Origin of the sequence: Sphingobacterium psychroaquaticum, assembly GCF_900177625.1 — a bacterium.
Taxonomy (GTDB): domain Bacteria; phylum Bacteroidota; class Bacteroidia; order Sphingobacteriales; family Sphingobacteriaceae; genus Sphingobacterium; species Sphingobacterium psychroaquaticum.
Genome location: NZ_FXAU01000006.1, coordinates 12,974 through 29,869, shown reverse-complemented (window position 1 = coordinate 29,869; position 16,896 = coordinate 12,974). Strand labels below are relative to the sequence as shown.

The 16,896-nt window shown below is 41.1% G+C and carries 19 protein-coding genes and 1 tRNA gene; 11 read left to right on the top strand and 9 right to left on the bottom strand.

Annotated elements, in window-relative coordinates; genetic code table 11:
• Window positions 1-131: 131 nt before the first annotated feature.
• The 3 genes from creD to B9Y69_RS14690 all read right to left on the bottom strand — a co-directional run bounded on the left by creD (window position 132) and on the right by B9Y69_RS14690 (window position 2,599).
• The gene (gene creD / locus B9Y69_RS14700) at window positions 132-1,613 is read right to left on the bottom strand and encodes a cell envelope integrity protein CreD (RefSeq protein ID WP_085473744.1); all 1,482 of its coding nucleotides are present in this window, start codon (window positions 1,611-1,613) and stop codon (window positions 132-134) included.
• Between the two features lie 62 nt (window positions 1,614-1,675).
• Window positions 1,676-1,972 (bottom strand): winged helix-turn-helix domain-containing protein, encoded by a 297-nt coding sequence (locus tag B9Y69_RS14695; RefSeq protein ID WP_394346506.1) that lies wholly within the window; start codon window positions 1,970-1,972, stop codon window positions 1,676-1,678.
• A 9-nt stretch (window positions 1,973-1,981) separates the two neighbouring features.
• Entirely contained in the window at window positions 1,982-2,599 is a 618-nt protein-coding gene (locus tag B9Y69_RS14690; protein WP_085473742.1) for a hypothetical protein, read from the bottom strand.
• Window positions 2,600-2,782: 183 nt separating this feature from the next.
• Between B9Y69_RS14690 and B9Y69_RS14685 the strand changes: the two genes are divergently transcribed.
• From B9Y69_RS14685 to B9Y69_RS14675, 3 genes are all read left to right on the top strand, one after another.
• Window positions 2,783-2,864 (top strand) — tRNA-Leu (locus B9Y69_RS14685).
• A gap of 70 nt (window positions 2,865-2,934) precedes the next feature.
• A complete protein-coding gene (locus tag B9Y69_RS14680) occupies window positions 2,935-4,269 on the top strand; it encodes a trigger factor (protein ID WP_085473741.1) in 1,335 nt (444 codons plus the stop codon).
• A gap of 112 nt (window positions 4,270-4,381) precedes the next feature.
• Window positions 4,382-4,942, top strand: a complete 561-nt coding sequence (locus B9Y69_RS14675) for a GNAT family N-acetyltransferase (RefSeq protein ID WP_085473740.1) — start codon at window positions 4,382-4,384, stop codon at window positions 4,940-4,942.
• Window positions 4,943-4,967: 25 nt separating this feature from the next.
• Here the strand turns inward: B9Y69_RS14675 and B9Y69_RS14670 are convergent, their stop codons facing one another.
• On the bottom strand, window positions 4,968-6,455 hold the full coding sequence (locus tag B9Y69_RS14670; protein WP_085473938.1) for a DUF3943 domain-containing protein: 1,488 nt from the start codon (window positions 6,453-6,455) through the stop codon (window positions 4,968-4,970).
• A 159-nt stretch (window positions 6,456-6,614) separates the two neighbouring features.
• Here B9Y69_RS14670 and B9Y69_RS14665 point away from each other — a divergent pair, with 159 nt between their 5' ends.
• Window positions 6,615-7,307, top strand: a complete 693-nt coding sequence (locus B9Y69_RS14665) for a hypothetical protein (protein WP_085473739.1) — start codon at window positions 6,615-6,617, stop codon at window positions 7,305-7,307.
• Window positions 7,308-7,385: 78 nt separating this feature from the next.
• Window positions 7,386-7,862: a DinB family protein gene (locus B9Y69_RS14660; RefSeq protein ID WP_085473738.1), complete on the top strand. Its 477-nt coding sequence runs from the start codon at window positions 7,386-7,388 to the stop codon at window positions 7,860-7,862.
• Between the two features lie 148 nt (window positions 7,863-8,010).
• Here the strand turns inward: B9Y69_RS14660 and B9Y69_RS14655 are convergent, their stop codons facing one another.
• The 5 genes from B9Y69_RS14655 to B9Y69_RS14635 are packed head-to-tail and all read right to left on the bottom strand — an operon-like array spanning window position 8,011 to window position 11,832.
• Window positions 8,011-8,970, bottom strand: coding sequence for a helix-turn-helix transcriptional regulator (locus B9Y69_RS14655; protein ID WP_085473737.1), 960 nt, complete (start codon window positions 8,968-8,970; stop codon window positions 8,011-8,013).
• A 2-nt stretch (window positions 8,971-8,972) separates the two neighbouring features.
• A complete protein-coding gene (cysM, locus tag B9Y69_RS14650) occupies window positions 8,973-9,845 on the bottom strand; it encodes a cysteine synthase CysM (protein WP_085473736.1) in 873 nt (290 codons plus the stop codon).
• Window positions 9,845-10,654: a serine O-acetyltransferase gene (locus tag B9Y69_RS14645; protein ID WP_085473735.1), complete on the bottom strand. Its 810-nt coding sequence runs from the start codon at window positions 10,652-10,654 to the stop codon at window positions 9,845-9,847. The genes cysM and B9Y69_RS14645 overlap by 1 nt, the downstream gene beginning before the upstream one ends.
• A 19-nt stretch (window positions 10,655-10,673) precedes the next feature.
• Window positions 10,674-11,057, bottom strand: coding sequence for a DUF3037 domain-containing protein (locus B9Y69_RS14640; RefSeq protein ID WP_085473734.1), 384 nt, complete (start codon window positions 11,055-11,057; stop codon window positions 10,674-10,676).
• Window positions 11,035-11,832, bottom strand: a complete 798-nt coding sequence (locus B9Y69_RS14635) for a HipA family kinase (RefSeq protein ID WP_085473733.1) — start codon at window positions 11,830-11,832, stop codon at window positions 11,035-11,037. The genes B9Y69_RS14640 and B9Y69_RS14635 overlap by 23 nt, the downstream gene beginning before the upstream one ends.
• A gap of 403 nt (window positions 11,833-12,235) precedes the next feature.
• Here B9Y69_RS14635 and B9Y69_RS14630 point away from each other — a divergent pair, with 403 nt between their 5' ends.
• From B9Y69_RS14630 to B9Y69_RS14605, 6 genes are all read left to right on the top strand, one after another.
• Entirely contained in the window at window positions 12,236-12,775 is a 540-nt protein-coding gene (locus B9Y69_RS14630; RefSeq protein WP_085473732.1) for a DUF1599 domain-containing protein, read from the top strand.
• Between the two features lie 11 nt (window positions 12,776-12,786).
• Window positions 12,787-13,986, top strand: coding sequence for a BT_3928 family protein (locus tag B9Y69_RS14625; RefSeq protein ID WP_085473731.1), 1,200 nt, complete (start codon window positions 12,787-12,789; stop codon window positions 13,984-13,986).
• Window positions 13,986-14,501 carry a shikimate kinase gene (locus tag B9Y69_RS14620; RefSeq protein ID WP_085473730.1) on the top strand — a complete coding sequence of 172 codons (516 nt, stop codon included), beginning with the start codon at window positions 13,986-13,988 and terminating at the stop codon, window positions 14,499-14,501. Before B9Y69_RS14625 ends, B9Y69_RS14620 begins: the two co-directional genes overlap by 1 nt.
• 85 nt (window positions 14,502-14,586) lie before the next feature.
• Window positions 14,587-15,450: a glycerophosphodiester phosphodiesterase family protein gene (locus tag B9Y69_RS14615; RefSeq protein ID WP_200811816.1), complete on the top strand. Its 864-nt coding sequence runs from the start codon at window positions 14,587-14,589 to the stop codon at window positions 15,448-15,450.
• 1 nt (window position 15,451) lies between these two features.
• Window positions 15,452-16,159, top strand: a complete 708-nt coding sequence (locus B9Y69_RS14610; protein WP_085473728.1) for an ABC transporter ATP-binding protein — start codon at window positions 15,452-15,454, stop codon at window positions 16,157-16,159.
• 56 nt (window positions 16,160-16,215) lie between these two features.
• Window positions 16,216-16,794: a hypothetical protein gene (locus B9Y69_RS14605; RefSeq protein WP_085473937.1), complete on the top strand. Its 579-nt coding sequence runs from the start codon at window positions 16,216-16,218 to the stop codon at window positions 16,792-16,794.
• The last annotated feature ends 102 nt before the right edge of the window (window positions 16,795-16,896 follow it).

The following is a 16,896-nucleotide window of genomic DNA, read 5'->3' as shown; positions in this document are numbered from 1 at the left end:
GTGCAAGTTAATAAATCTTATCTCTTTAGCGAAATCGACGAGTCCATACGATCTTCCAGACAGTCCAATATGCTTTCAAATAAAAAATCAGGATGTACATAAACGGTTGTTCTTATAAACACATCTCAAATTTAGCTTTTGCGGTCAAACTGATACCAATTGATCCGGGTAGAAACGCGCATCAACACCGCCAGTATAACAAATACGCCAATAGAGCCGACAATAAGGGCGTAGTCCTGCAGTTGCATCAAGAAATACACAAAAGCATAGAACAAGGCCAGCACGCCACTAAAAGCCATGCATATCTTACGATCTTTGGTGATGCCAAAGATAAACGAAGTAATAAGCCCGATTGTCGCCACAGCAGATAACAGATAACTCCAATCAAAACCAAGATGCTCTCCAATAGCCAACAAGAGCGAATAAAAGAGAACCATTGCACAACCAATAAGTACGTACTGAATAAAGTGGATCTTTTTCTTTTTTAAGATCTCGGTAAAGAACAAAGCGGTAAAGGTCAACAAAATAACCAATGCTCCATATTTTGCTACCCGAGTTGTCTTCTGATAGTTATTCACTGCTTCTAAAAAATTCACTTGAACCATATCTTGTTCTGTAGAGACCTGTGCCGAAGGTCCGTTCTCGGGAGCCGCAGTCACAGCTGGCATTGTTTGGTCATACCCTATGTTTTCACCGTCATAATCTGTCAACATATACAGCTCCTTTGATAAACCGACCCACTGCTTCGGAAACTTACGGCTAAAGCTGGGCACCTGCCACGCTGCACGGAACTTACCCTGCGATATTTCTCGTGTAGCAGGCAAAAAACCACCATTGAAACTAGGATCGTTCCATGCGCCGCCCACCGTCACCATGGTTTCGTCCGCCGTAGGAAAAACTGTTAAAGTACGTGAACCTCGTAAATCAAGTTTCATTCTAAATGTACCTTTTGTAGATTTTTCGGATAGACCGATATCTGCTGACATCGTGCGTTCAAACAAAGAAATCGGCTCCGTATGCATCTGTAAGTCACGCGTTGTACCTTTCCAATCTAATTTCGGAACTGCTGTCATCCCCTTCAAATCGCTGAGTCCCAAAAATAGCTTGGCTTCATCCCAATGCAAACTTGCCGGATCAACCGCAACTTTAGACAAATCGATTTCATCAAATTCACCGTCCACTGTTATGGCAGCCTTATAGACCACACTTTGGTAAATCCCCCGTTTCAAATATTCAGGTTCCACATCAGAGGATACGTTCATTTTTTTTGCTGCAAGGAAGATATAATTCTTCTCTTTATAGGTCTCCGTTTTTGGTTTCCCTTTATCATCCGTCACTTTGACCGAATATTGGTAGGTATAGGGAATACCTATGATCGGTCCAGAAATAACTTGCGGACCTCCCCATTTGCTCGCGATTTCATTACTTACACTACGCTCCCGATCTCTTCGTTCGCGAATAAGGTCGTTAATCCACTCCATAGGGATAAGCAGAAATAAGACTAAAATGAGCATGACGCCAAACTTAAAAAGAATGGAGTTAAAGAGACGCTCAAAGAAAGATGGCGCCGGACTGTCGTAAACCTCAGGTTGTTTTTGATTTGAATTTTCCATGACTAAAACATTTATATTATTTTTAAAAGTACTTTGAATTTCAAAGTTATTGGGTAAAAAAATTATTTGTACTGTTGTTTTATTAAATTTTCCAGTGCTTGCAGATGCTCTTCAAAAGCTTTTTGTCCTTTATCTGTTTTCTTATAACGGGTATTAGGTTTCCTATCGACAAAGCTTTTTTCGACGGTAATGTACCCTTCTTTTTCGAGTGTTTTAAGATTTGAAGCAAGGTTACCATCGGTCAGCTCCAGAAGGTCTTTTAGCGAACTAAAGTCATACGCATCATTGGCTAACAGCACACTCATCACCTGAAGACGAATGCGATTTTCAAAAACCTTATTATATAACTTCAGATCCACCCCCACTGCTTATTCGTATTTTTTGTAAACAATAAATCCATAGATAATGTGTAGCAGGCCGAACCCACACACCCAAAACCATAAACCATAACCTGGAAAAAGTAAAGCGGCAAGGCCTAAACAAACTTCCAAAACACCTAACCAGCGTACTTCCTTAAAGGTGAATACACTCCCCGCTGATAATGCTAGCCCGTAAAAAATCAACAACGTGGAAGCGATTAATTCGTAATAGCCTTTCCAAATCAATAAAAGAGCAAAAAGACCACCAGCCATGAGAGGGACCGAAACAGCCTTGAGCATGGCTCTGCTGGTTACATTCCATACCGACTGTTTTATTTTACTGGCTTTGCGCTTCGCCATGACTACCCCCGTAATCAAAGAGGCAAGCAATACCGCCACCGCCACCACCACCAAGTAGCCCACCACACCATCGTCAGTCACATAGTGATCTCTGTAATCGAAGGTACTGCGAAAGCCGAATACTTTAATATAAGCCAGAAAGGCACCTATTAAAGCATACATACCTATCAATACGCCAGAAAGGCCCGAGATCGAAATAAATTTCGATGATTTCTCCATCATGGAGCGAATATGGCCTATTTCCTTTATTAAATCTTGTTGATCCATACAAAGCACTTTGAAATTCAAAGTAACAAAACAGAAAACATAAAAACAATAAAAAAAATAAATTATTTGATTTTAAACACTTTAGGTGTAGATGTGGTATTTTTATCAAAAAAAAAGCAAAAAAGACTTGCAGGATATGGATTCCGTTCCTATCTTTGTGCCACAATAAAAGTCCTAATAACTGCGGAAGTGGCGTAATTGGTAGCCGCACCAGACTTAGGATCTGGCGCCGCAAGGCGTGGGGGTTCGAGTCCCTTCTTCCGCACTTGATGTCCTCCCGAACTTAAGAAACTCGGGAGGATTTTTTTTGTAATGCGTAAAAGCTATAAGAGAGTATGAATATTTCACACCAAAAACTTGACGATGTCAATGCGAACATCACAGTTGAACTAACACCAGAAGACTACAACCCTTCGGTAGATAAAGCGATTAAAGACCAAGCTAAAAAAGCAAAATTACCAGGATTCCGCCCAGGAATGGTACCTGTAGGTCACATCAGACGCACATACGGTAAAGCTATCTTGTTTGATGAAATCAATAGAGTCGTTAACGATAAGATCTCTGAATATATTGGTGAAAACAAACTAGAAGTATTAGGTCAGCCACTTCCATTGGACAGTGATACAGACGAAAAATATAAATGGGATTTCAACGATACATTCTCTTTCAATTACGAAATTGGTATCGCTCCTGCGTTTGAAATTCCTTTCTCTAAAGAGACTTCGTTCACCGCATACGAAATCAAAGCGGATGACGCTACTTTAGCTGAACGTATCAAGAACTTACGTCGTAGCTACGGTAAAATGACAAATCCTGAAGTTTCTGCTGAGGGAGATGTATTATACGCGACATTGAAACAAGAAAAAGAAGAAGGTATCGAAAAGACAACATCTGTACGTACAGATATTATCGAAGATGCAAAAATCAAAAAATCTCTAGCAGGATTAAAGAAAGATGATGTAGCGAAGATCGATGTTAAAAAAGCATTCAAAGTTGCTGACTTAGCGCGCATTCTTGGTATTACAGAAGATGAAGCAGAAGCTTTAGATGTCACTAAATTCGAACTTACGGTAAAAAACATCAACCGTTTGGAAGAGTCTGATTTAGATCAAGAATTTTTTGATAAATTATTCCCTGCTGGTGAAGTTACGACTGAGGAAGAGTTTACTGCAAAAGTAAAAGAAGAAGTAGAAAGCTTGTTCAAACAAAATGCAGATCAAAAGTTACGCAATGATCTTTATACTTTCGGTATGGAGAAAGTTGATGTTAAATTCCCAGAAGAGTTCTTGAAAAGATGGTTAAAAGCAACTAACCCGAACATCACAGACGAAGAATTGGAAGAAGGATTTGCAGATTTCTTAAGCAACTTGAAATGGACGATCATTGAAAACCGTATCGTTACAGCGAACAGCTTAGAAGTGAAATACGATGAGGTTGTTAACTTAGCAAAAGAACGTATCTATGCACAAATCAAGATGTACAACATCAATGATGAGCCTACAGACGAGCAATTAAATCAATTTGCTATGCAATTGCTTCAAGATAGAGAACAAGCAAACCGTTTGTTTGAAGAGGCTAAAGCGCTTAAAGTATTTGATTTCTTGAAAGAGAACATCAAATTGGAAAGCAAAGATATCGACTTCGTAGAATTCGAAAAATTAGATAAATAGTTTTCTTCCTCCTTTGTGGAGGTTTGAATACCCTAACATATTAAATCATCGCACAGATGGAAAGACTACTTTCTATTTATGCGATGATTTTTTTATTGCTTAACTTTGGCCCATGATAACATGTAGACCTGCGAAAGCATCTGATGCAAAAGCCATAGCGCCCATTATGCTGCTGGCCATGGAAGATATAATATATTATTTTATCGATAATTTCGATAAAGAGGAGGCTACTTCCCTCCTGACACATTTTGCTTCCCTCCCCAACAATCAGTATAGTTACCAACATATTATCGTCGCCGAGGAAGAAGGACAGATTTTGGGTCAGCTGTGTTTGTATCCGGGGGGCCAACTAGAGGCACTTCGCAAACCAATATTTGACTATATCAAAGAGAAATATAATCGTGTCCTTCCTTTAGAGAATGAAACGCAAGAAGGTGAGATATACATCGACACCATTGCTGTTTTGCCAGAAGCACAAGGGAAAGGCATTGGCAAGAAATTACTTCAATATGCTATCGAAACCTTCGTCGAACAACAAGGCGAAACGCTAGGCTTATTGGTGGATAAAGAAAATCCATCGGCAAAAAAACTATACCTGAATATGGGCTTTGCTGTTATCAAACAAGTGGATATTTTTGGTAAGGAAATGGATCATCTCCAATACCTTCCTTAGTGGTTGGGAAAAAGAGATTTACTTTTTAGAATCTAGCATTATAGCCTATTGATATATGCCCCGATGGGAATTTACGATTAAAATCGGGGTACTTATCATCTTTGAAATGTCCTTCGAGGGCAAAATAACCTGAGCTCAGTTTTATAGAGAAGTCTTTATACACCCGTAAGTTTGCTTCAAAACTACCAGCATGCAAAATGTAATAGGAATCATTTCCACTGATGGTGTAAAAAATTGAACCATTATAATCCCCCATGAGTCGAAGCCTACGCAGCACACTTAACTCCGCACGGTAACGGTAGCTGGCGCCTGATCCATAATTATAATTTCGACTGGCACCATACAACAAATAAGGATCCGGAACGGCTGCAAGCAGTAACGCTCCTACAGCGAGGCTCATATTCAACTTATTCTCCTTTTTATAACTAAAGGTCGAATTCCAGCTGTAACTTAAACTTTGTGCGCCATAGAAAAAGGCATCGTTATTATAGAAATCATAACTTGCACTCAATATACCGTAGTGCCGTCCTTTTTTGGTACTAAAGAATTCATTCCCATAAAGAAGTGCGTGTACATTCACCGCGTTAATAAATGTACTATCTCCTTTTCCAAACTCCAAATTCACATAAAATTGATCAAAAGGACGCTTGATATCTTGTGGGCCATTGCTGTACCAGAGCTGTAAGCGTGCGTATGATCCATTCTTTCCACGGTGTATGATATCTCCTTCACGCGCATCAAAACGACGCACCCCAATATTCACTTCGGTCCATATGGAAGAGGAATCGATTGTATTATACGGATCTGCCTTTCCCCACTTCCCATCCAACAAACGGTTTAAGCCATTCACTGGGTTGATAAAAAAAGCACCAATCTCATTCGAGACACGAGAACCGGGGTTCCGATGCCCACGTCCTAGAATGTTACGCGAAATACGATGGGTAATTTCACCTAACAAAATACCGCCATAGGTGGTATTAACTAAATCGTTAATGGATGGTGCTTGCGTCTCCCCTGCAGTTTCCCAAATGTAACTTCCCGCAAATGTTGCGATGCTGGACTGGTAAAAATTATAGCCATTACTTCTAAAAGCATTAAAATATAATTGTCCGTGGTAGGGGTGATCCAAGTGATTGGTTGTAAATTGGTTATCATCCCAATCCCAAGCCGAAAAACGTTGATGATCAATAAAGTTCTTGAAGGTAATATAGGAGTATGGATCTTTGGTGATAAATCGATTGAACAGTGCCGGAAAGGCCTGTGCCAGAAACCACTCTGTTCCTGCACGCCAAAACTTTTTTTCCCGCTTTACATCCTCCGGATCTTGAAATTCCTCTAACGCAATTTCTTTCGGTTTGTACTGGTTTAATTTTCGATACGAAAGGGTATCGAGGGGTAAAAAGTTAGTGTCTAAGGAAGAGGCAAAATAAACACTTTGCGCTTTTAAATCAGAACACAACAAAAGTCCGGTCAATAGAAATAAAGAATAAATAAGGAGTCGTACAATGTGCATATAAAAACTATAACCTGTTAAAGCCTTCTTACTGAACAAAGATACTTGTACGGTCTACAAATTGGCTGGTTTCTATCCAAAAGTTCCTAACAAGCATACATTTTATGTATATTTATTTGATTTTCAAATCAGTTAATAACGAATGCTAATATAAATATTATGAAAAAAACACTTCTTATTTTGATTATCTGTACTATCGGAGTACATACATTGGTAGCACAAAATAAATCGACTTTACGCGGTGCATTTCTTCATACTATAGATAACAAGAATGTACTCTGGTTGTTTGTTGATGATTATTTTTCTGCTATTAATTTTGAGAACAACCGGTACATCAGCACCACAGGCGGACCATTCACATACGATGGGAAGACCATACACGTTTCTGTGGAATACAATGACGCCAACCCCGAGCAGATAGGCTCTACGATAGATATGCCAGTACAGGTACAGAATCAGCACCTACGGAGCAACAATATGCAATATAACCGACAGCCAGCAAAAGCACAGGATTTAGATGGCTTATGGCGTATTACCGGGCGTAAACAGGGCAACGAATTATCGACCATAACACGCGGAGATCGTAAAACAATCAAGCTTTTAGTGGATGGATATTTTCAATGGATTGCCATCAACCCCGCAGTAAAAGGTTTCTACGGCACCGGTGGAGGTACCTATGTTTTTACGGATGGAAAATACACGGAACATATTCTATATTTCTCACGAGACAATTCTCGTGTTGGAGCTGACCTTTCATTCGAGGGCAAAATCGAAGCAAACCAATGGCATCATAGTGGACTTAGTTCCAAAGGAGATCCCATCTTTGAAATCTGGAGTCGCGATAATCAATAACACTACTGACATACTGCTGTCATTACCACGTCTTACCTTTGATTTAACAAAGAAAAAGACATTTAAAAAAAATAAATCATGAACAACAGCACAATCATCAGTAAGGAAGAGTTATTAATACATTGGCAAGGACACCGCGCCCTTACTCGTCGCGTTATCGAAAAATTCCCGGAGAAGGAATTGTTTACATTTGCGATCGGCAATATGCGCTCTTTTGCCGATATGGTTAAAGAATTATTATCTATTGCGGTCCCTGGTTTGGATGGCATTGTAAATGGAAAAACGGATGCATATAATCACGACCTAAAGTTAGATACGAAAGAAGCATTACTCAACGCTTGGGATGAATCAACTCCAAAAATCACTGCGTTATACAATCAGATTCCCGTGGAACGCTTCCATGAAGACCACAATCTTTTTGGGGAGTATAATTTCCCAATCTATCAAAACTTGTTGTATTTCGTTGATAACGAAGTTCATCACCGTGCGCAAGGGTACACGTACCTGCGTGCTCTAGCTATTGAACCGCCTTTCTTCTGGGAAAGAACGCTATAGTAAAAAGATTGTCGCTGGCACGAGCCGGCCTCTGTTTCACCTTGATATTTTTCTGCGGTTTAGCCTTCCGAAAGCGGCTTTCTGAGGGACCGCAGTCACATCTCTTCGAGGGCGCGGGCTTTTAGCTCGTGCCTTTTCTTGCTCCCCGCTACTGCACCCGCGCCAACTGCGCTTGCAACAGCTCCCGCACCCGATCCCGCAAAAACTCCGGCTCTACAATCGTCGTCTGATCGCCAAACATCAGTACCCAACGCGCGAAACCATGTAATACCTCGCGGCATTGAAACGTCATCTCTATATAATCCTCCATCTCCCGTTCCCCTACAAAACCATAGTAGTTTCTGTCCCACTGCATATAGGCAGCAAATTTCTTCGATACCTGAATTACGACTCTAACAGTAGCCTCTGGATCGTTATCTTTCTTCAAATAATAAGCCAGCTCTTCATGCTGTTTTGTAAAGCGTTGGTTGGCGATCAGCTTAATCTCTTGAATGCGATCTAACCTAAACTGGCGATAGTCATTTCGCAATAAACAATAGGCCATAAGATACCAAAAGCCATGCTCATGAAACAAGCCAATAGGCTCAAGGTTACGTTCATCCACGGTAGCAGATCCTGATTTCTGGTAATCTACGACAACTTGTACCTTTTGTGCAATACTTTTTAGTAAAATGGAAAGCGCAGCTGGTACCTTTTGATTGAAGACATGTTCTTTCGGTTTTAAAAAAACCTTTTCTTCAACGGTTGCTATATCTTCCTTATCCGCTGTGCGTAAGATAGATTTCATCTTATTCATCGCGGTCGAGAAGTGCAGATACAAATCTTTGTCAAAGTAATTGGCAATCAGTTTTTCTGCTGCTGCAAAACTCAATGCCTCTTCTCGCGTAAAACTCGTGGGCGGAATTTTATAGCCTTGCACCAACGCATAGCCAATGCCGGCTTCTCCATAAATGGGAACACCAGCACCTTGAAGCGCTTGGATATCTCGGTAGATCGTCCGTAAACTTACCTCAAACCGAACCGCCAGGTCTTGCGCCCGAACCAAGGGCTTTGCCTGTAACAGCATGTATATATTTAAAATTCGGTCGAACCGCTTTTGAATATCCATTTTTACCCAAAAAGATCGGAGCTCAAATAACGATCTCCACGATCGCAGGCTATAAAGACAATTACCCCTTCTTCTATTTCATTCGCGACTTGCAAGGCTGCATGAAATGCGCCTCCTGTACTCATTCCTGCAAACACACCTTCCTGACGCACCAAAGCCCGAGCCTTCGCTGTCGCATCTTGCTGAGAGATATCGATAACACGATCTACATGCGTAGGATTAAATATTTTCGGCAGATATTCTTGTGGCCATCGACGAATTCCTGGAATCGAGGCCTCCTCCGTCGGCTGGCATCCCACAATTTGTATATTTGGATTCTGTTCTTTCAAATACATAGAACATCCCATAATGGTACCTGTTGTTCCCATAGCGCTCACAAAGTGCGTTATCTGGCCTTCTGTATCACGCCAGATTTCCGGCCCTGTACTTTTGATATGCGCTTTATAGTTATCTGGGTTAGCAAATTGATTTAGAATAAAATAATCCCCACTTGCTCCCTTTTCCTCCGCATAATCACGACAGATCTCCATGGTTTCCAAAAGAGTCACCTTTGCACCATACGCTTCCATGGTGAGTGTTCGCTCCCGTGTGGAGGTAATGGGCATAACAAGCTCTAACGAAAGTCCATACATACACGCAATCATCGCTAAAGCAATCCCTGTATTACCCGAAGTCGCCTCAATAAGCTTTGTGTCTTTATCGATTTCTCCGCGTTCCATCGCAGAACGAATCATGTTCAATGCGGCTCTATCTTTCACAGATCCAGCCGGATTATTTCCTTCCATCTTCGCATAAATCTTCACTTTCGGATTGGTATGAAAGGAACGAATTTCCACCAGTGGTGTATTACCGATAGTTTGTATTATATTTCCCATTAGATAACAGGTTTAGAGTCAATAAATTTTGAATTAGGCTGATGATACACCGTTGTATACGGCTCAATACTAGCCGTCAACCAAACGTTACCACCGATTACGGAATGATGGCCAATGATCGTTTCTCCCCCTAATATAGTGGCGCCCGCATAGATGATAACATGATCTTCAATGATAGGATGACGCTGTGTATTGGCCATATTCTTGGCGACACTTAAAGCCCCCAAGGTCACCCCCTGATACAGTTTCACGTGGTTACCAATAATACAGGTCTCGCCAATAACCAGCCCCGTTCCATGATCAATATGTAAATGGTCACCGATGGACGCACCGGGATGGATATCAATCCCAGTTTTGGAATGTGCATACTCCGTTAAAATACGTGGTATCAAAGGAATGCCAGAACGCCATAACTGATTGGCTATACGATAAATACAGATTGCTGTAAACCCCGGATACGTACGAATCACTTCCCGCAGACTCTGCGCTGCAGGATCCCCTTCCATAATCGCTTGTGCATCGGTCAACATCACGTGGTATACGCCTGGTAGATCTTGATAGAATAGATGTGAAATACGCGTATTATCACAATCGGAACAAGCCTTCGTTTTCACGAGCAGCTCCAATAATACTTTCTCGGAAGCGGCAAAAGCCGCCCGCACCGCATCCACATCTTTCAAGCTTGCCGAACTACGGTCAGGAAACAAAAGATGCAGCAAACTCGTTGCCCATGCCGCAATTCGTTTATTGCTAGGCATGTCTTGTACTTCGCGTTGCTTTTGGTAAATATGGTTGTAAAAATCTTCCATAAACACAAATCTACTATTTCTATAGAACTAATTTTTTAAAAAGTTCATCTAATGTTTCTGCCGCAGACACACAAGTCCCCGGATGGGTTACCGAACATTGAACCATCGTGCTCCTTTTGGCCGTCAGCCAACGGAACCTTTCCGGTTGCTCCAGCTCAGCAAGTCGTCCACCAGACTTGTCTCCCACACATATCCGTTGAAAAGAATCTAAGTGCTTTTTGATTATCTCCAAATCCACAGTAGGATCCAACGCTTTGCATTTTGCTTCGTCTACATAAATTTTCACCTGTGCGAATTTTTGCTTTCGACAATATAATGCGACCCCTACATTCACGAACTCATCGCGCTCCACACGTGGCACCACCCGCACCACGGCATACTCATATACGGTTCTTTCGCTCATGTTCAATCTGGTTTAAAAAAATAGTTGCATGGGCCAGTCGCTTCACTAAAAAAGATACATACACTTCCCGTACCTCATCTGCCGTTAGATCACGTCCCTCTTCCTCAAGCCATTCATCCGGTATTATGGCTAATACATTGCGTAGGATTTCCGCTGTAAATAAAGGGCTGTACGTGGCGTGCACTTGTTCGACTTCACTTGCATATTTTAATAATACATGATCTTTAATCTGAATAAATGGCTTTACGGCCTGCTCTTCCCAATTGTCCCAGCTATGATGAAAATACAATGCTGCACCGTGATCGATAAGCCAAAGGTCTCTGTTCCAAACCAACATATTAGTATTGCGTACCGTCCGGTCCACATTCATCAACAGCGCATCAAGCCATACAATTTTTGAGGCTTCAAGCTCCGTCACGGCATCCACATTAGCATCAAAAGTCAATGCGCCACTTAAAAAGTGAACCCCTAAATTCTGACCTACTGAAAAACGTAATAAATCCTGTATCTCTTCATCAGGTTCCATACGTGCAAACGACTCGTCCAAGTCTGCAAAAACCATCTCCGGCATCCGCAGTCCCATAAACCGAGCCAACTCACCACCGATCAACTCCGCAACCAGCGCCTTTTTCCCTTGTCCTGCGCCACGAAATTTTATGACATAACTGAACCCATCATCAGCATCCACCAAACCCGGGAGTGATCCTCCCTCCCGGAATGGTTGTACATAGCGCGTAATATTAACGCTGCGTATTTCCGGCTTAAATACCTTCATTTTTTATCTATTTTAAACAACCAATAAATCGATCTCCATTTAAAGCGCACAGCCCCGCTATACCTAACAACTTCCCAAAGGCATGTTGTGTTTTAACTTTATCATAGCTTGTGGAAGTGCTGCCACCCGGTATCTTCTTACCTCCGGCATACCTTTTGAAGCGCCATTTCCAAATCTAATCATAGTTCCATTCTCTACAATCAAACTTATATATTTTTATAATACAATAAGACATTAATCTGACGCGCCCAAAACGGTGTTCACAGGAAGGAAATACAACTGTCCGACACGACTGCTTCTGGTTCACTGTTTTTTGATGTTTCAGCAGGTCTTGCATATTGCTTATGCAGGCGAATTTATCTAGATTTGTATATCTTCTTGATTTCAGAGACCAACAACATACATGGATACAACGGCAGAATACAATAGCGTTATCTCGCATTGCAAAGATTTATTCTTAAAAAAGACAAAAGACTACGGCACCGCATGGCGAATAATGCGTCCGGCATCAATCACCGACCAAATTTATATTAAGGCACAACGTATCCGTACATTGGAAGTCAAAAAAGTATCAAAAGTCGGCGAGGGAATTACAGAAGAGTATATCGGTATTGTTAACTATTGCGTCATTGCGATGATGCAGCTGGAGATTCCGGAAGAGGAAGGTGAAAACTTGGCTTACGAAACTGTAAGCAAACAATATTCGGAAAAAGTGGATGAAACACGCGATCTTATGCTAGCCAAGAATCATGATTATGGGGAAGCATGGAGGGACATGCGTATATCTTCTTTGACGGATCTTATCCTGATGAAATTACATCGGGTCAAACAAATTGAAGATAATAATGGAGCAACCTTAGTATCCGAAGGCTTGAAAGCCAATTATCAGGATATGCTGAACTACGCCGTATTTGCACTGATCAAACTGGGACTCGCACAATAATAAACAGACACATGGAAACGAACTTTACCCCTACACAGAACAAAAAGATTAATTTTATTGATATTCTACTCGGATTTAGTCGATTTTTTGTCGGTCTTTTATTCATCTTTTCCGGCTTTATTAAAGCGAATGACCCTACCGGGTTTGGTTATAAACTACAAGAGTATTTCCATGTCTTTCACATGGATTTTCTCAACGATTATAGCACTTGGATTGCCGTAATCATTTGTGGCTTTGAAATTATTATGGGTGTTTTTCTTCTGCTTGGTCTGTATCGTAAAACTGTTGCATGGGGACTTTTGCTACTCATTATTTTCTTCACTTTTCTAACGTTCTATTCTGCTTTCTTTGAAGTTGTTACCTCTTGTGGTTGCTTTGGCGATGCCATTCCACTAACTCCTTGGCAGTCGTTCATCAAAGATTTGGTTTTACTGGTCTTTATCCTCGTTATTTTCAAATACCACGAACGCATAAAACCAGTAATCAGCTCGAGCGGCAAGCGCAGCTTCGCAGCGACAGCAACCGTATTGATTTCTTTCGGAATAGGCATTTACACCGCTTTATTTTTACCATTCATCGACTTCTTGCCATACAAAGTAGGGAATAAGATTCCGGACCTAATGGTTCTACCGGAAGGAAAAGAAGGAGATGTTTTTGAGTACATCTATGAAATAAAAAATAAGGCTACAGGTGAAACGAAAAAGGTGACTGACAAAGAATACATGGATGGAATCTGGGAGGATGATAATTGGGAAGTGATTGGCGAACCTACCTCTCGACTGATTAAGAAAGGATACCAAATTCCCATTCCTGACCTTCTCATTTCGGATGCCGAAGGTAATGAAGTAACACAAGAAATTATTACATCGCCATTTTATAATTTCATTGTTGTGAGCACGTATATCGATAAATTATCTACGGCAGATGTTATTGCGTTGGATCGGATTAACACCATAATCCGTGATCTGTCGACGCAAGAAAATCTACGCGCTGTATTGCTTACAGCAAGCTCCTCCGATGTGGCTTCTAAACTAAACACAGATATGGATCTAGTACTTGAAACTTTCTATGCTGATGCTGTTCCTCTTAAAAGCATGGTACGCTCTAACCCTGGCGTACTCTTAATGCAGAATGGCGTAGTGTTAAAGAAATGGTCTAAGCTAAACTTCCCTTCGAAGGAAGAGTTGGAAAAAACATACCTACAAAAATAATGGATAAACCTATTTTTTTAATTGGTTTTATGGGGAGTGGAAAAACCACCTGGGGCAAGAAATTGGCAAACCGTTTAAACAAAAAATTTGTAGACCTGGATCATGTACTGGTTGAAAAAGTAGGTATGTCAATACCGACTTACTTTCAAATATACGGGGAGCAGAAATTTAGGGAACTGGAAAGTCAGACACTAAAAGAACAGATTGCACCAGATACCGTTATTTCTACCGGTGGCGGTAGCCCTTGTTATTATGATAATATGGCTTGGATCAATGAGAATGGGCTTTCACTTTATCTTTATCTAAGCCCAAAAGCGTTGCATGGTCGATTATCTCAATCCAACATCGAAAGTCGACCGGCCTTAAAAGGGTTACAAGGTGAGGATCTGCTTGCTTTCATTGACGAAAAATTAACGGAAAGGGCTCCTTTTTATACGCAAGCTCATATCCAAATTGATCAAATCAATGCTTCATTGGACACCATTTGCCAGCAAATAGAAAACTATGTTAAATAGGAAGAAACCTATATTATCCACAATCCTACTTCTAACAACAGTTTTACTGTTTGCAAGTTGTTTTCGAAATAATAACGCTTCGGATATGGTGCATGTTAGCAATCATAATCAGGTGTTTAATTTCGAAACCGTAGATGACTTATACCGTTTCCTGACCTATTCTGAAAAGAGAGTACCTCTGATTAGTGCACACCGCGGAGGACCTGCGGCTGACTATCCGGAGAATGCAATAGAAACATTCCAACGTATAGCCTATAAAACACCAGCCATTATCGAGTGTGATATCGCCTTAACCAAAGATTCTGCCTTAGTGCTTATGCACGATGAAACATTACAACGCACGACAACAGGAAAAGGGCGCGTAGGTCGACATACTTTAGAAGAACTACAAGAGCTAAATCTAAAGGATGTGGATGGAAAGGTAACGAAATACAAAATACCAACGCTAGAGGAAACCCTGCTTTGGGGTGTAGGAAAGGTCATTTTCACGCTAGATGTTAAACGTAACGTCCCTTACCGACTTGTGATCGATGCCATTCGTAAAGCGAAGGCAGAAGCCTACGTTGTGGTTATTACCTACAGTGCTGATCAAGCGGCTGTCGTACACAACTTGGCACCGGAACTTATGATTTCAGCATCAATACGTAGTGCCGAAGATCTTATCCGATTAAATGATCGCGATGTGCCAGACACCCGTATCGTTGCTTTTGTTGGTACATCTCCTATTGATAAGAAGGTTACGGACTTGCTTCATCAACATGGCATTTTGTGCATTCTTGGTACCATTGGTAACTTAGACCGTCAAGCCATGCAACGCGGGGAACAGGTGTACGCAGAATTTATAGAAAATGGCGCTGACATATTGAGCACAGATAGACCGCTGGAAGCAGCAAAATCACTAGATTACTACATTCGAAAAAGAGGATTATCCTCTCCCTATATCAATTAATATGTCTGTAAAAGTTGAACGTCTCACCAAAATATACGGGACACAAACAGCACTCAATGATCTAAGCTTCACGATTGGCACAAACCGAATTGTAGGATTCTTAGGACCCAATGGGGCTGGAAAATCAACAACCATGAAAATCCTTGCTGGTGTACTCGCTCCTACCAGTGGAAACGGTGAAGTTCAAGGGATCCAGATAGGACAACATTCTTTCGCCGCGAAAAAAAAACTGGGGTACCTTCCGGAAAACAACCCACTCTATTTGGATATGTACGTTCGAGAAATATTGAACTACGAAGCTGAAACACATCAGATAAAAAATAAACAACAACGGATAGACGAGGTAATACACCTTACAGGTTTACAAGAGGAGCAACACAAAAAAATCCAGCAATTATCCAAAGGGTATAAGCAACGCGTAGGCCTAGCGCTTTGTATCATCCACAATCCTCCCGTTCTGATCTTAGATGAACCGACGTCGGGATTGGACCCCAATCAAATATTGGAAATCCGTAGTTTGATCAAGGAACTGGGGCGTGAAAAAACAGTGTTGATATCCACGCACCTGATGCAGGAAGTGGAAGCTATCTGCGATGAAGTAATGGTAATTCATAAAGGCATTCTTCGGGAGCACGCGTCCATTACAGACTTAAAAAGAAAGTATCCGAACCAATCTATAGAGGAAATTTTTGTACAATTAACGAAATAATCTAAACATTTTAGCGCGATATGTGTTATTATCTAAACTTAACACACAGAATGTTTATGAGAAAATCTTTATTATCAGCGGCTTTTTTAAGCATTTTTGCTTTGGGCGTTCATGCTCAAAAGATTGAGACACGTCCTCAACATAGTGCCAACGTGGGCTTAACACCGATAAAACAGGGCAACTGGATGGTTGGAGGTTCACTAGCAAATATTGGATATAGCTTTGAAGGCAAAGCTTTTAATATCAATCTACAGCCTAGAGCAGGATATTTTGTGTCCAACGGTATTGCAATTGGTGCACAAGCGAACTTAGGCTTTACTGCGGTAAAGGGGACCGATAACGAATGGAACTATGGTATCGCTCCATTCCTACGTTATTACTTACCACAAGGCGCTTCCTCTACAGGTCGATTCTTTGCCCAAGGAGATATTGGTATTGCCGGAAGTTCAGTCGGTAAAGATGTGTCTCTAGCATTAGGTGCAAATCTTGGTTATGCACACTTCATTACACAAACTGTAGCATTAGAGGTAACAGCCGGTTACAATTACACAAAATCCAATGTCAATTTAGGCGATAAGGCCTCGGGGCTAGGTGTGGGATTAGGTTTCCAGATCTATTTACCGGGTAAAAAATAAATGTCGCATTATTTACAACTTTTTAATCTAGAAAGCACTATCCGCGAGGGACGGTGCTTTCTTGTTTTAGAGCAATCATTTTCCTAAATTCGAAGCAACAAA

Bases quoted from the DNA above. Each gene is read 5' to 3' on its own strand.
- creD (WP_085473744.1), bottom strand. From the start codon at position 1,613: ATGGAAAATTCAAATCAAAAACAACCTGAGGTTTACGACAGTCCGGCG.
- B9Y69_RS14690 (WP_085473742.1), bottom strand. From the start codon at position 2,599: ATGGATCAACAAGATTTAATAAAGGAAATAGGCCATATTCGCTCCATG.
- B9Y69_RS14680 (WP_085473741.1), top strand. From the start codon at position 2,935: ATGAATATTTCACACCAAAAACTTGACGATGTCAATGCGAACATCACA.
- B9Y69_RS14675 (WP_085473740.1), top strand. From the start codon at position 4,382: ATGATAACATGTAGACCTGCGAAAGCATCTGATGCAAAAGCCATAGCG.
- B9Y69_RS14670 (WP_085473938.1), bottom strand. From the start codon at position 6,455: ATGCACATTGTACGACTCCTTATTTATTCTTTATTTCTATTGACCGGA.
- B9Y69_RS14665 (WP_085473739.1), top strand. From the start codon at position 6,615: ATGAAAAAAACACTTCTTATTTTGATTATCTGTACTATCGGAGTACAT.
- B9Y69_RS14660 (WP_085473738.1), top strand. From the start codon at position 7,386: ATGAACAACAGCACAATCATCAGTAAGGAAGAGTTATTAATACATTGG.
- B9Y69_RS14655 (WP_085473737.1), bottom strand. From the start codon at position 8,970: ATGGATATTCAAAAGCGGTTCGACCGAATTTTAAATATATACATGCTG.
- cysM (WP_085473736.1), bottom strand. From the start codon at position 9,845: ATGGGAAATATAATACAAACTATCGGTAATACACCACTGGTGGAAATT.
- B9Y69_RS14645 (WP_085473735.1), bottom strand. From the start codon at position 10,654: ATGGAAGATTTTTACAACCATATTTACCAAAAGCAACGCGAAGTACAA.
- B9Y69_RS14640 (WP_085473734.1), bottom strand. From the start codon at position 11,057: ATGAGCGAAAGAACCGTATATGAGTATGCCGTGGTGCGGGTGGTGCCA.
- B9Y69_RS14635 (WP_085473733.1), bottom strand. From the start codon at position 11,832: ATGAAGGTATTTAAGCCGGAAATACGCAGCGTTAATATTACGCGCTAT.
- B9Y69_RS14630 (WP_085473732.1), top strand. From the start codon at position 12,236: ATGGATACAACGGCAGAATACAATAGCGTTATCTCGCATTGCAAAGAT.
- B9Y69_RS14625 (WP_085473731.1), top strand. From the start codon at position 12,787: ATGGAAACGAACTTTACCCCTACACAGAACAAAAAGATTAATTTTATT.
- B9Y69_RS14620 (WP_085473730.1), top strand. From the start codon at position 13,986: ATGGATAAACCTATTTTTTTAATTGGTTTTATGGGGAGTGGAAAAACC.
- B9Y69_RS14615 (WP_200811816.1), top strand. From the start codon at position 14,587: ATGGTGCATGTTAGCAATCATAATCAGGTGTTTAATTTCGAAACCGTA.
- B9Y69_RS14610 (WP_085473728.1), top strand. From the start codon at position 15,452: ATGTCTGTAAAAGTTGAACGTCTCACCAAAATATACGGGACACAAACA.
- B9Y69_RS14605 (WP_085473937.1), top strand. From the start codon at position 16,216: ATGAGAAAATCTTTATTATCAGCGGCTTTTTTAAGCATTTTTGCTTTG.